The organism is Vibrio sp. 2CM40D, assembly GCF_023161825.1.
GTDB lineage: Bacteria > Pseudomonadota > Gammaproteobacteria > Enterobacterales > Vibrionaceae > Vibrio > Vibrio alginolyticus.
Genome location: NZ_JALNTL010000004.1, coordinates 433,361 through 446,002, shown reverse-complemented (window position 1 = coordinate 446,002; position 12,642 = coordinate 433,361). Strand labels below are relative to the sequence as shown.

The following is a 12,642-nucleotide window of genomic DNA, read 5'->3' as shown; positions in this document are numbered from 1 at the left end:
CAGCACTATTAGTGCTTGAGATATTGGCTAACTTGTTGGTCAATCGAACCGAATATGTTGTTGCCATCCGCATCGAACATTTCCAATCTGATTGAATCTCCAAACGACATAAAGTTAGTCGACGGCTTACCATCACGAATGGTTTCAATCATGCGAACTTCCGCGATACATGAATAACCAACACCACCCTCCTCAATCGAAGTGCCATGTTCGGTGCCTTGCTTATTAGATACCGTGCCAGAACCTATAATTGCCCCAGCAGATAGCGGGCGCGTTTTAGTCGCATGAACAATTAAGTCTGCGAAATCAAACGTCATATCGATACCCGCATTTGGGCGACCAAACGGCTTGTGGTTGTAGGTCGAGAGCAATGGTAAATGCACTTTGTTTTCGTACCACGCATCGCCTAGTTCGTCTGGTGTTACTGCCACAGGAGAAAACGCAGAAGAAGGTTTAGATTGGAAAAAACCAAACCCTTTAGCTAATTCTGCGGGAATTAGCCCACGCAGTGAGACATCATTCACCAGCATGATCAAACGAATCGACTCCTGAGCCTCTGCAACACTCGCGCCCATTGGTACGTCACCTGTTACCACAGCCACTTCACCTTCGAAATCAATACCCCATTCATCACTCGCAAACTCGATGTTGTCACAAGGACCAATAAAGGCATCAGAGCCTCCTTGGTACATCAACGGATCCGTCCAAAAACTCTCTGGCATTTCAGCGCCGCGAGCTTTTCGAACCAACTCAACGTGGTTTACGTAAGCACTGCCATCAGCCCACTGATAAGCGCGAGGAAGCGGCGACTCGCAGTAGTGCGCTTCAAACTCTTCATACCCTGCAACCGTGCCATTGTTCAGTGCAACGTATAGCTCTTCCAGTTGCGGTGCTAGCGTATCCCAGTTATCAAGTGCCACCTGCATCGTCGGTGCTAAGTTCATGGGGTGGAAAATTTCTGTCGCTGGTACGCAGCGCGTTAAGTCTTTGCTCACGACCATCAACAAACCGTCACGAGTGCCATTTTTCTTGGTTGCTAATTTCATCCTTGCCTCTTACTTCTCTTGCCAGCTATAGACGTATTCTTTGTTTTCTACTTTTTCCAGCTCATCCGAAAACTGAAGTGCGTGACGCGTATCAATCATGACCGCAACTTCGTCGGTGAAAGTCTTCTTATGCTCTCGCCCTGCTTTGAATGCTTTCGGGTGAGGACCATGCGTAAATCCTGCTGGATGGAATGTCACCATGCCTGCTTCAATGTTGTCACGGCTGAAAAAATCACCTGCATGGTAGAACAAGACTTCGTCATAATCGTCATTGTTGTGGTAGAACGGTACTTTGAGCGCTCCAGGATCACTTTCAATTGGACGAGGAACGAAGGTACACACCACAAATCCTGCTCCTACAAATGTAGTATGTGCAGAAGGCGGTAAATGGTAACGATGTGACATAAGTGGACGAATATCACGCCAGTTCACTTTTACTACCGCCAAATCACCATGCCACCCAATCGCATCCAGCGGGTTGAATGGGTAAGTGATAACACTGACTTTATCGTAGCGTTTCACCTGAACCTGTGTTTGATTCTCAGAATATTGAGCACGGAACTGATCGTTGATCGACGGCGTTTCTAAAACCGCCGGATCAAACACCGCGTGGTTTCCAACCATGCCTTTTTCGGGCAATGTATAAGCCGCATCGGTGTTTTCAATCATCAGAATGAACATCGGCTCGCTTGGTTCTAAACGCCAGCTCGTTGAGCGCGGGATCATGACATAATCCCCTTCGCTCACTTTCAAATGACCATAATCACAGTAGAGATCTGCCGTACCTTGGTGGATGAATAGCAGTTCGTCGCCATCTGCATTTCTCACCAAGAAGTCCATTTTTTCATCCATACGCCAAACACGAACTTTACAATTCGCGTTGTGTAATAGATGCGGAACTGCCCAAGGGGTAATATGGCTGGCTTTTTCGACTAGATTAAAATCAAACGCTCGTGGACGTAGCTCGCCCTCCCACTCAGACCACCCCGTTGGGGCATGTTGATGATGAAAATGTGTTGCGGGGCCGAAGAAGCCACTTCGACCTGCCTCACGTTCATAAATTGCCTCTTCCGGGAAGTCAGCATGTGCTTGTTTAGAGCACACTCCCTCCCGATGAGGGAATGTGATCCATTTATGCATCGCTCAATACTCCTCGGCGAATTTGGTCTTCTTCTATCGATTCAAACAACGCTTTGAAGTTACCCTCGCCAAAGCCTTCATTGCCTTTACGTTGGATGATTTCGAAGAACACAGGGCCGATAACGGTTTGAGTAAAGATTTGTAGCAAGATGCCATCTTTCGTTGGCGCACCATCAATAAGAATCTGCAAATCACGAAGCTTGCTTACATCTTCGCCGTGGCCTTCAACACGCTGATCGACTTTCTCGTAATAAGTATCTGGTGTTGGCATAAAGTCCATGCCTCGCTCACGCAAGGTTTTGACCGTTTCGTAGATGTCGTCAGTGGTCAATGCGATGTGTTGAATACCTTCGCCATTGTATTCACGGATAAACTCTTCAATCTGTGATTTATCATCTGACGACTCATTGATAGGAATTCGGATTTTGCCGCAAGGTGCGGTCATCGCACGGCTGACAAGACCAGTCAGCTTACCTTCGATATCGAAATAACGAATTTCGCGGAAGTTACCAATGCGCTCATAGAAACCTGACCAGACATCCATGTTGCCTTGCTTAACGTTGTGCGTTAAGTGGTCGATTTCGTAAAGACCAACATTCGCTTTTGATAAACGCTCATCAGCATCATCATAAAAACGAAAATCGACATCATAAATGCTCTGCTTTCCATAACGATCGACAAAATAAAGCAAGCTTTCACCGATGCCATAAATAGCAGGAATGCTAAGCTCCATCGGCCCAATTTCCGTTTTATATTCTTTACCGCCATTCTCTAACGCATGCGCCAGAGCAACGGTGGCGTCTTTCACACGAAATGCCATGCCACAAACCGACGGACCGTGAACTTTGGCGAATCCCTCAGCTTGGCTATGCGGCTGCGCATTCACAATAAAGCTAATGTCACCTTGTCGATATAACCACGCTTCTTTTGAGCGATGCTTTGCAATCTCCGCAAAACCTAACGATATAAACAGATCTTTAAGCTGTTGAATGCCTTTGTTGTCAGCAGCGGTATATTCAACAAACTCAAATCCGTCTGTTCCTAGTGGGTTATATGCATCAACCATGACTTTCTCCTTGTCTCAGTAGCTTTTGTTTGGACTTATTTTTCTAACTTGGCGCAGGTCTTGAGAAATTGGAATACGTGGGGAGAAATCTTTATCTTGGCGATTTTTACGCATAATTGTAAAATATATGTTACACACAGAGAGCACGTCGAACCCACTTTCGTAAACATCAAACAAACTGCTTATTTTCAATATATTAGATTGATATTTTCGGCTTTACGCCACCACATAAAATGTAAACAAGTTGTTACTTTGGCATTTTATCTTGGCAACGTAGCTCAAAAAGCAAAAGGGGATGGAAAGTCTATTGCACCCTATCTCTATCCGATTTATTCATTTGATCCTGCAAAACATCAAAAGTAATATTTCGTGACGCTTCATACAGTTCGAAAGGCTCATCGGTCAGAATCGTGTCATGGATACCCCTTTATTGATTCACCTCAGTTTTATTCAAAAGTAACTGTGCCATAAGTGGTGCTCTGTTCCCTATCGAGCCGAGCCACAAGGCTTCACGCTCGATCAGAAAAAGAGACATCTAATGACACACATCAATCAAGAACGCTTAGTTGAACACTTTTGCCAACTAGTACGTATCGACAGCGAATCAAAAAACGAAAAACAAATTGCAGAAACACTGGCAGAACAGCTAGGCGAGCTAGGCTTTACCGTACGCAAACTTCCAGTACCTGAGCACATTTCTAACGGTTTTAACGTGTACGCCCGTTTAGACGGCAAAAAAGACGGCTCTATTCTAATGAGCTGTCATATGGATACGGTCACTCCAGGTATTGGCATTGAGCCACTCATCGAAGACGGCGTTATCCGTTCAAAAGGCAATACGATTCTTGGTGGCGATGATAAATCTGGTATTGCTGCCATCATGGAAGCCGTTCGTTGTATTCAAGCGGAAAACCGTGAGCACAAAACGTTAGAACTTGCTTTCACCGTGTATGAAGAAGGCGGTTTATTCGGTTCACAATACTTCGATATGTCACACGTCACTTCAACGGAAGCAATCGTGTTAGATACGGGTGGCCCTATTGGCACCATTGTGACCGCAGCCCCAGGCCAGCAAAAGATCATGGCAAAAATCAAAGGTCGACCAGCACACGCAGGGCTTGCGCCAGAAGAAGGCATCAGTGCGATCATGGTGGCGGCAGATGCCATCAACCAAATGAAGCTGCTTCGAATCGACGAAGAAACGACAGCCAACATCGGTATGGTTAACGGCGGTCAGGCCACAAACATTGTTATGCCCGAATTAAAAATCGTGGCAGAAGCACGCTCCCTGAATGGCGATAAACTAGATGCTCAGGTCAATCATATGATCTCAACATTAGAGTCTGTCTGTAAAAAACACGGTGCAGAAGTCGAAATTGAATCTAGCCGAGCCTACGACGCTTTTGTTATTGAAGAAAACCACCCACACGTAAACGCTATAAAAGCAGCGTTTTCAGAGTTGGGCATTGACGCCTTCACAAAAGGCACTGGCGGCGGTAGCGATGCCAACAACTTTAACAAGAAAGGTCTCACAACGGTCAACCTTTCAACTGGCATGGCAAAAGTACACACGACAGAAGAGTTTATCGCGGTAAGTGATATGGTCAAAATCACTGAGTTCGTGAAACATTTCCTAGTCAGTTAACGTCGTGCCTTTTGAAGAGCAGACTGACTATCTTCCCCTTCTAGCCTGTGCTTGAAGGGGATTTTAATTTGTATCGAAGCAAAATTACTTCCCGTCATGCCGACTTGATATCAGATCTTCAAAGAAATTCCCCTAGCTCACTTTTTGAGACCAGACAGCTCAACACCCGACACCCTGTTACAGTAATGTTAAAACTCGATTGTGTAGACAATTTATACAATATACATTTTTGGCATCTTTCAGGATGAAAAGAGTGAGACAAGGATGAAATTACCTAAGTTGCTTTTATTAACGTCGATGATGAGTCCAATACTGGCAACATCAAGCTATGCCGCGCCGTATCCCGCAGGTGTGACCCTCGATGAGACACAAGAAATTACGCTAAACAATGGGGCTGAAGTTACTTCTATTGACCCAGCCAAGCAAGCCGCAGAGCCCGCTTTTAATCTTGGTCGAGACCTGTTTGAAGGTCTGGTCATTCAAGATAAGCAAGGTAAAACCATTCCTGGTGTTGCTGAGTCTTGGTCAGTCAATGACAACAATACGGTTTATACCTTCCACTTACGTGATGCAAAATGGTCAAATGGCGAAACGGTCACTGCACAAGATTTTGTCTACAGCTGGCAACGCTTACTGAATCCAAGCACTGCTTCACCGTACGCTTGGTTTGCGGCCATTCCAAATATCGAAAACTCGCAAGCCATTATGAAAGGCGACGCCGCACCCGAGTCTTTGGGCGTGAAGGCGCTGGATGAAAAAACGTTCCAGGTAACACTCGAAGAGCCTATTCCCTTCTTTACGAAACTATTAAGTCATCCAGTGCTTGCCCCCGTTCATAAAGCGACCATTGAAAAACATGGCAACCGTTGGACCCAGCCAGAACATATCGTTACAAATGGTGCGTTTACTGTCTCTGAATGGAAAGTTAACGAAAAACTGGTGATGGTTAAAAATCCACATTATTGGGACGCAAGCAATGTAGTGCTGGAAAAAGTCACCTGGCTACCAATTGGTGATGCAAACGTAGTGCTAAACCGCTACCTAGCTGGTGAGATAGACCAAGCGGTTTCCATTCCTGCCGCTCAGAAGAAAAAGTTAATTCAACAACGCCCGCAAGAAGTGGCAAGCACCAGTGCGTCTCTTGGCTCCACATTCTATTACCTCAACACTCAACAAGGGCCAACAAAAGACGTGCGAGTTCGTAAAGCCCTCTCATATGCCATTGACCGTCAACTGTTAACGAGTGCTATTTTGAGAAACGGTGGGGTTCCAATGTATACCCTTGTGCCACCTCAAACAGATGGTTTTAAATCTCACACTCCTGAGTTCGCAACTTGGAACCGCCATAAACGTATCGAAAAAGCGCGGCAATTACTGTCAGAAGCTGGATACGATAAAAGCAATCCGCTTAAGTTAACGTTTACCGTACCAACTTTCTCGATGGACGTAAAAATGGCAACCACCATGGCAGGCATGTGGAAAAGCCGATTGGGTGCGCAAGTCACGATAAAACAGCTAGAACCGAAAGTGTTCTACGCACTTAAAGAGCCGACCGACGTTACTCGCGGCGGCTGGACGGCCGACTACAATGAAGCCTCTACATGGTTGGATATCTTCGTTTCTAGTGGCGAGTACAACGATTCTCGATATAACAACCCGCAATACGACGAGTTAATGGCTCGCTCAAAGACCATGAGCAACCCATCAGAACTGTATCTACAAGCAGAAAGCATGCTGATTGAAGACATGGCCCTTATTCCTATTTATCGTCCGGGTAACGATCAATACCTCATCAAGCCTTACGTGGGCGGCTACGAACTGACAAACCCTGAGTCGTCGTACTACCGCAAGAATGTCTATGTAAAAGCCCACTAAAAGCATGTTTTCGGTCTGAGTCGGCAAGTTCAATGTTTACTTGCCGTTCCTCATATCTCTCGGTGGAGAAGGCAACCTGAGCTCAGACCATTTTTTATTCATAACCGTTCGAAGTGATTTCGGATGACCAAAGGATGATGGATCATGATTTGGTACATTGTTAAGCGATTAGCTATCGCTATCCCCACGCTTCTATTCATCGCACTCGTATCATTTTGGCTGATGCACATTGCACCAGGGGGGCCATTTGATATGGAACGGCCTATGCCAGAGGTGGTACGTGCGAATATCGAAGCAAAATTCCATTTGGACCAGCCCTTCCTTACTCAGTTTTGGATTTACATTGGTAATTTCATACAAGGAGATCTCGGTCCGAGCTTCGTTTATCAAGACTTCAGTGTTACACAGCTCGTCGCACAATCATGGCCAGTTTCAGCAGTATTAGGCGTACTCTCCTTTTGTATTTCCGTTCCACTTGGCATGTTGCTTGGCACCATTGCGGCATTGAACCGAAATAGCCGCCTAGATTACGGCCTGATGACACTTTCGATGACTGGAGTTGTGGTTCCGGCTTTCGTGCTTGCTCCAGTTTTAGTCATGATCTTCGCTATTCAGCTCGGCTGGTTCCCTGCTGGTGGTTGGGAAGGAGGAAAGCTGGCTTTTCTTGTTCTTCCCGTGCTCAGCCTAGCGATTGGCTCCATTGCGAGTATTGCACGCGTCATGCGTGGCGCAATGATTGAAACGCTCAACCAACCATACATTCGAACGGCAAAAGCCAAAGGTTTGTCCACAACCTACATTTTATTCCATCACGCTTTGCGACCATCCCTGATTCCCGTCGTTGCGATGCTCGGCCCTGCGTTTGTGTCTGTCGTGACAGGCTCGGTAATTATCGACATTTTCTTTGGTACAGGTGGCATGGGACAACACTTTGTGTCTGGTGCTCTCAACCGCGACTACGGCCTAGTAATGGGCATTACTCTGATTGTCGCTTCACTCACTATCTTCTTTAACCTTGTGGTCGACTTGCTATATACGATTATCGACCCTCGTATACGCGTTTAGGAGTCCGGCATGTTAACGATCAAAAAACTGGATACACAAGCTCTTCAAGATCAAGTCGTCGACAATATTGAAGCCGTCGAAGGTCGCAGTCTTTGGCAGGATGCATGGACTCGATTTCGTAAAAACAGAGCCGCGATGACATCAGTGTATGTTTTGGCGTTCATTACCTTATGCATCACTTTCGGCCCCTCTCTTGCCGCTTTTGGCCATGATGAAATTGACTGGGAAGTACTCATCGATCCATACGAGCTAGGGAAACCTTCACTGAGCAGTGGCCATTACTTTGGTACCGATGATCTCGGGCAAGATGTTTTCGCTCGCACGATGCAAGGTGGCAGGCTCTCTATTTTGGTAGGTTTTGTTGGCGCCTTAGTCGCCGTTGTTATTGGTACGATTTGGGGAAGTATTTCCGGCTATCTTGGCGGCGTTGTCGATAGCGTAATGATGCGCATTATTGAGGTGCTCGATTCGGTGCCATTTATGTTTATGGTTATCCTGTTTGTTACCCTTTTTGGCAACAACATCTACCTGATTTTTATCGTGATCGGAATGGTATCTTGGCTGGGCATTGCCCGTGTTGTACGTGGTGTCACCTTCGGTCTAAAAAAGAGAGAGTTCATCGAAGCCGCACACTCTATTGGGGTTTCTAAATTGACAATTGTCCGACGCCATGTTCTGCCTAATGTGCTTGGAATCGTGATGGTTTATTCCTCCTTAATGGTACCAGGATTCATTATGTTCGAATCGTTTTTGAGCTTCTTAGGGCTTGGTGTTCAACCACCAGACACGAGCTGGGGAATCCTAATTTCCGAAGGCGCAAAAACGATTGACGTTGCATTATGGATGCTGCTTTTTCCATCTCTGTTTTTAGTTGCCACCCTCTTTTGTTTTAACTTCATCGGCGATGGCTTACGTGATGCTCTTGACCCGAAAGACCGATAAGGACAAACCCATGCTATCTATTGAAAACATGAACGTGCGCTTCGATACGCCAGATGGGCAAGTGCAAGCGGTCAGTAATCTCTCCTACTCGATTAAAGCGGGCGAAACTCTTGGGATTGTTGGGGAATCAGGTTCGGGAAAAAGCCAATCTGTTTTCTCATTAATGGGGTTAACCGCGGACAACGGCGCCGTGTCTGGAAGCGCAATGTTCCACGGTGATGATTTACTCGCGATGTCGAAAAAGCAGCTCAACCGCATCCGTGCAGAGAAAATCGGAATGATCTTTCAAGATCCGATGACGTCACTTAATCCATTCATGAAAATTGGCAAGCAGCTTTGTGAAGTTCTCATGATTCATAAAGGAATGAGCCGAAAACAAGCAAAAATGGAATCGATTCACATGTTGGATGCGGTGCGTATTCCCTCTCCCGAAACTCGGATGAATCAATACCCTCACGAATTATCTGGCGGAATGCGTCAGCGAATCATGATAGCGATGGCGTTGTTGTGTAAGCCCGAGTTGTTAATTGCAGACGAACCAACCACCGCATTAGATGTAACCGTTCAAGCTCAAATTTTGACGCTATTACGAGACTTACAACAAGAGTTCAACACCGCAATTTTACTGATCACTCACGATATGGGCGTCGTCGCCGAGATGTGTGATCGCGTATTGGTCATGTATGGTGGTCAAAAAATGGAGCAATCAGATACCGAGACATTGTTCGCTCAACCTGCGCACCCCTACACTCAAGGCCTGCTAAAGGCTATTCCTTCTATCACTGAAGATATGCCACGTTTACCAACCATCCCAGGTAACCCACCAAGTGCGTTGATTAACCATCAAGGGTGTCCGTTTAGAGAGCGGTGCGAGCATCGAGAGACGCGTTGCCAATACGAAACCCCACGGTTTTCTCCATTAAACACGAGCCAGTCCATTGCCTGTCACGTTAACGCACCCAGTGTTATCACTCCTATTCAAATAAAAGCTTAAGGAGGCGTTATGAATAAAAAAGAAGTCCTCATGTCTGCTCGTGATTTAAACGTCCACTTTCCTGTGTCGCGTCACCTTATTCCAAGTCGACGTAAAATCGTGAAAGCGGTCAATGGTATCGACTTAGATGTTTACCGAGGTGAGACACTTGGCATTGTGGGGGAATCAGGCTGCGGAAAATCAACACTTGCACGCGCCTTACTTCGCTTAATTGAACCTACACATGGCGAGTTGACTTGGAAAGGTCAAGACATGCTCGGGTTTAGTAAGAAAGAGCTTTCCTCTCGACGTAGAGAATTTCAGATGGTGTTTCAAGACCCATCCGCTTGTTTGAATCCGAGGTTAACCATCTCAGAATGCATCGCCGAACCACTGCTCACCCATGAGCCGCAACTTAAACGGGCTGAGGTAGAAAAGCGTGTCATCGCTATGATGGATAAAGTGGGTCTCTTGGCGAGCCAGCGAAACCGCTATCCACATGAATTTTCCGGAGGTCAATGCCAGCGTGTGGGCATTGCTAGAGCGTTAATTCTCAATCCAGATTTGGTCGTGTGTGATGAACCCGTTAGTGCACTAGATGTCTCCATACAAGCTCAGGTCATCAATCTTCTAGATGATCTTAAACAAGAAATGGGGTTAACACTGGTGATGATTGCGCATGACTTAAGCGTGGTGCGCCATATCAGCGACCGCGTTATGGTGATGTATCTTGGTAAACCTATGGAAGTAGGACGTTACGATCAAGTATTTGATGATGCACAACACCCCTACACCAAAGCACTGTTATCTGCTGTCCCGATAGCTAATCCGCAATTAGCACGTGACCGTGAAATACAACTATTGCCCGGCGACCTTCCTTCTCCACTTAATCCACCGAGCGGTTGCGTTTTTCGTACTCGATGCCCAGAAGCAACAGAAGTATGCGGGCAACAGAACCCAATAAAAACAGGCTCGGAGCAGCATCATATCTATTGCTCAAATATGACTTTAGGAACCATTTAATGAACAATACTAACTCAGTAAACCAACGCCTTACGTTATTGCGTGAGGCAATGTCCTTTCACAACGTGTCTGCATATATCGTGACCAACAATGACCCACATAACAGTGAATACTCAGCGGATCATTGGTTAGCGCGAAGCTGGATTTCAGGTTTTACCGGTTCTGCAGGCGATGTCGTCATTACCCAACAAGGTGGTGGCCTGTGGACTGATGGTCGTTACTATATTCAAGCTGAAGAACAGTTACACGGCACAGGACTTGAACTGTTTAAAGCCAAACAACCAGAAACACCGACAATTGCCAAATGGCTGGCTACCACGCTACCAGAAAACAGTATTGTCGCGGTTGACGGGCGCGCCATCAGTTACGCTTTTTATCAAGGCCTCAAACAAGCCTTTGAAGCGAAAAACATTAAGATCATTCTCGACCTGGATTTACTCACACCAATTTGGCTTGAAAGACCACCTCGCCCAAGTGCACCCGTATTCGAGCACCCCACCGCTTTTGCTGGCGTTGACACTGAAAATAAGTTAGCGAGAATCCGTTCTTGGTTAACCGAGAACCAAGTAGATAGCTTATTAGTGTCAACGCTAGATGATGTCATGTGGACAATGAATATTCGAGGTGGTGATACGAATTACTGCCCAGTTTCTGAAGCCTATCTAGTCGTAGAGCAATCACTTGCGACACTGTTTATTGATAAAGCCAAACTGCCTCAAGACGTTGAAAGAGCGCTGACCGAGCAGAGTGTACACATTCGCCATTACAACTACGTAAGTCAGTATTTGAATCAGCAATGTGAGGGATTATCGCTCGCTTTTAACCCGACCCACACAGACAGCTTATTGGTGAGTTCGATTGAAGGGAATGTGAATCTAAAGCCAATGGCTTGCCCTGTAACGGCAATGAAGGCCATAAAAAATGCGACCGAGCTAACTAGCCTAGAACAGGCATTAACAGATGATGGTGTGGCAATCGTAAGGTTTATGAACTGGCTCGAAGAGCAAGTTCCAAGCGGACTCGTTACAGAATTGTCTGCTGAGGCACAACTGAATCACTATCGCCGTCAAACCCGACATTATGTGAGTGACAGTTTCCGCACTATCGCAGGCTTCGCAGCTCACGGGGCAAAAATGCATTATGCCGCCGATGAAGAAAGCAATGCGGCAGTCAATGAAAGCAACTTCTTTCTCGTCGATTCTGGTGGCCAATACCTTGGCGGGACAACAGACATCACCCGTACTTTCCACTTCGGGTCACCGACCATTAAGCAGCGCAAAGATTATACCTTGGTGCTCAAAGCGGTCATCCGACTGACTCAGACTCGATTCATGAAAGGCTCTACGGGTGCCAATCTTGATATCATGGCGCGTGGCGTCTTATGGCAACATGGTATTGATTACAAGTGCGGCACTGGACACGGCGTAGGCATTTGCTTGAATGTTCACGAAGGCCCACAAAATTTCTCGCAAAGCCACCATGAGGTTGAGCTAAAACCGGGTATGGTCATTACTAATGAACCAGGCGTTTATCGCGAAGGTGAGTACGGGGTAAGAATAGAGAACATTCTTAAAGTTGTAGAAGTAGAACAAAATGAGTTCGGCACGTTCTACGGTTTTGATACCATCACTCTTGCTCCAATTGCGACCAACGCCCTTGATTTATCAATGCTAGATCAAGCAGAGCTAGACTGGCTCAATCATTACCATTCACGAGTCTATCAAGCGCTTAGCCCTTTTCTTGATTCGCAAGATAAAAACTGGCTTCAACGCACAACCCAACTTATTGAGAAATAGGATATCAGCAAGTTTTATAACGTTTTCATTTTCATCTCAAACTCCTTGTTTGCCAGCCTTCGGGCTGTTTT

At 46.1% G+C, this 12,642-nt stretch carries 10 protein-coding genes; 7 read left to right on the top strand and 3 right to left on the bottom strand.

Going from position 1 to position 12,642, the window contains the following annotated elements; translation table 11 throughout:
- Positions 1-8: 8 nt before the first annotated feature.
- From MTF70_RS11645 to hppD, 3 genes are read right to left on the bottom strand one after another with little or no spacing between them, the layout of a single operon-like run.
- Positions 9-1,046 carry a fumarylacetoacetate hydrolase family protein gene (locus tag MTF70_RS11645; RefSeq protein WP_054574089.1) on the bottom strand — a complete coding sequence of 346 codons (1,038 nt, stop codon included), beginning with the start codon at positions 1,044-1,046 and terminating at the stop codon, positions 9-11.
- A gap of 9 nt (positions 1,047-1,055) precedes the next feature.
- The gene (locus tag MTF70_RS11640; RefSeq protein WP_186584309.1) at positions 1,056-2,186 is read right to left on the bottom strand and encodes a homogentisate 1,2-dioxygenase; all 1,131 of its coding nucleotides are present in this window, start codon (positions 2,184-2,186) and stop codon (positions 1,056-1,058) included.
- On the bottom strand, positions 2,179-3,252 hold the full coding sequence (hppD, locus tag MTF70_RS11635; protein ID WP_005377835.1) for a 4-hydroxyphenylpyruvate dioxygenase: 1,074 nt from the start codon (positions 3,250-3,252) through the stop codon (positions 2,179-2,181). The genes MTF70_RS11640 and hppD overlap by 8 nt, the downstream gene beginning before the upstream one ends.
- A 538-nt stretch (positions 3,253-3,790) precedes the next feature.
- On the opposite strand from hppD, the gene MTF70_RS11630 reads away from it, so the two are divergent.
- From MTF70_RS11630 to MTF70_RS11600, 7 genes are all read left to right on the top strand, one after another.
- Complete coding sequence (locus tag MTF70_RS11630) at positions 3,791-4,897, top strand: M20/M25/M40 family metallo-hydrolase (protein WP_025766746.1); 1,107 nt, start codon at positions 3,791-3,793, stop codon at positions 4,895-4,897.
- 264 nt (positions 4,898-5,161) lie between these two features.
- Positions 5,162-6,772, top strand: coding sequence for a peptide ABC transporter substrate-binding protein (locus MTF70_RS11625; RefSeq protein ID WP_025766747.1), 1,611 nt, complete (start codon positions 5,162-5,164; stop codon positions 6,770-6,772).
- Positions 6,773-6,916: 144 nt separating this feature from the next.
- Entirely contained in the window at positions 6,917-7,837 is a 921-nt protein-coding gene (gene oppB / locus MTF70_RS11620; RefSeq protein WP_005377838.1) for an oligopeptide ABC transporter permease OppB, read from the top strand.
- A gap of 9 nt (positions 7,838-7,846) precedes the next feature.
- Positions 7,847-8,779: an ABC transporter permease subunit gene (locus MTF70_RS11615; RefSeq protein WP_005377839.1), complete on the top strand. Its 933-nt coding sequence runs from the start codon at positions 7,847-7,849 to the stop codon at positions 8,777-8,779.
- A 10-nt stretch (positions 8,780-8,789) separates the two neighbouring features.
- Entirely contained in the window at positions 8,790-9,773 is a 984-nt protein-coding gene (locus MTF70_RS11610) for an oligopeptide/dipeptide ABC transporter ATP-binding protein (RefSeq protein ID WP_186584312.1), read from the top strand.
- Between the two features lie 9 nt (positions 9,774-9,782).
- Positions 9,783-10,775: an oligopeptide/dipeptide ABC transporter ATP-binding protein gene (locus MTF70_RS11605; RefSeq protein ID WP_158173840.1), complete on the top strand. Its 993-nt coding sequence runs from the start codon at positions 9,783-9,785 to the stop codon at positions 10,773-10,775.
- Positions 10,775-12,571 (top strand): aminopeptidase P family protein, encoded by a 1,797-nt coding sequence (locus MTF70_RS11600; protein ID WP_054866066.1) that lies wholly within the window; start codon positions 10,775-10,777, stop codon positions 12,569-12,571. Before MTF70_RS11605 ends, MTF70_RS11600 begins: the two co-directional genes overlap by 1 nt.
- Positions 12,572-12,642: the final 71 nt, after the last annotated feature.

Coding starts and splice junctions, on each gene's coding strand:
- MTF70_RS11645 (WP_054574089.1), bottom strand. CDS start 1,046: ATGAAATTAGCAACCAAGAAAAATGGCACTCGTGACGGTTTGTTGATG.
- MTF70_RS11640 (WP_186584309.1), bottom strand. CDS start 2,186: ATGCATAAATGGATCACATTCCCTCATCGGGAGGGAGTGTGCTCTAAA.
- hppD (WP_005377835.1), bottom strand. CDS start 3,252: ATGGTTGATGCATATAACCCACTAGGAACAGACGGATTTGAGTTTGTT.
- MTF70_RS11630 (WP_025766746.1), top strand. CDS start 3,791: ATGACACACATCAATCAAGAACGCTTAGTTGAACACTTTTGCCAACTA.
- MTF70_RS11625 (WP_025766747.1), top strand. CDS start 5,162: ATGAAATTACCTAAGTTGCTTTTATTAACGTCGATGATGAGTCCAATA.
- oppB (WP_005377838.1), top strand. CDS start 6,917: ATGATTTGGTACATTGTTAAGCGATTAGCTATCGCTATCCCCACGCTT.
- MTF70_RS11615 (WP_005377839.1), top strand. CDS start 7,847: ATGTTAACGATCAAAAAACTGGATACACAAGCTCTTCAAGATCAAGTC.
- MTF70_RS11610 (WP_186584312.1), top strand. CDS start 8,790: ATGCTATCTATTGAAAACATGAACGTGCGCTTCGATACGCCAGATGGG.
- MTF70_RS11605 (WP_158173840.1), top strand. CDS start 9,783: ATGAATAAAAAAGAAGTCCTCATGTCTGCTCGTGATTTAAACGTCCAC.
- MTF70_RS11600 (WP_054866066.1), top strand. CDS start 10,775: ATGAACAATACTAACTCAGTAAACCAACGCCTTACGTTATTGCGTGAG.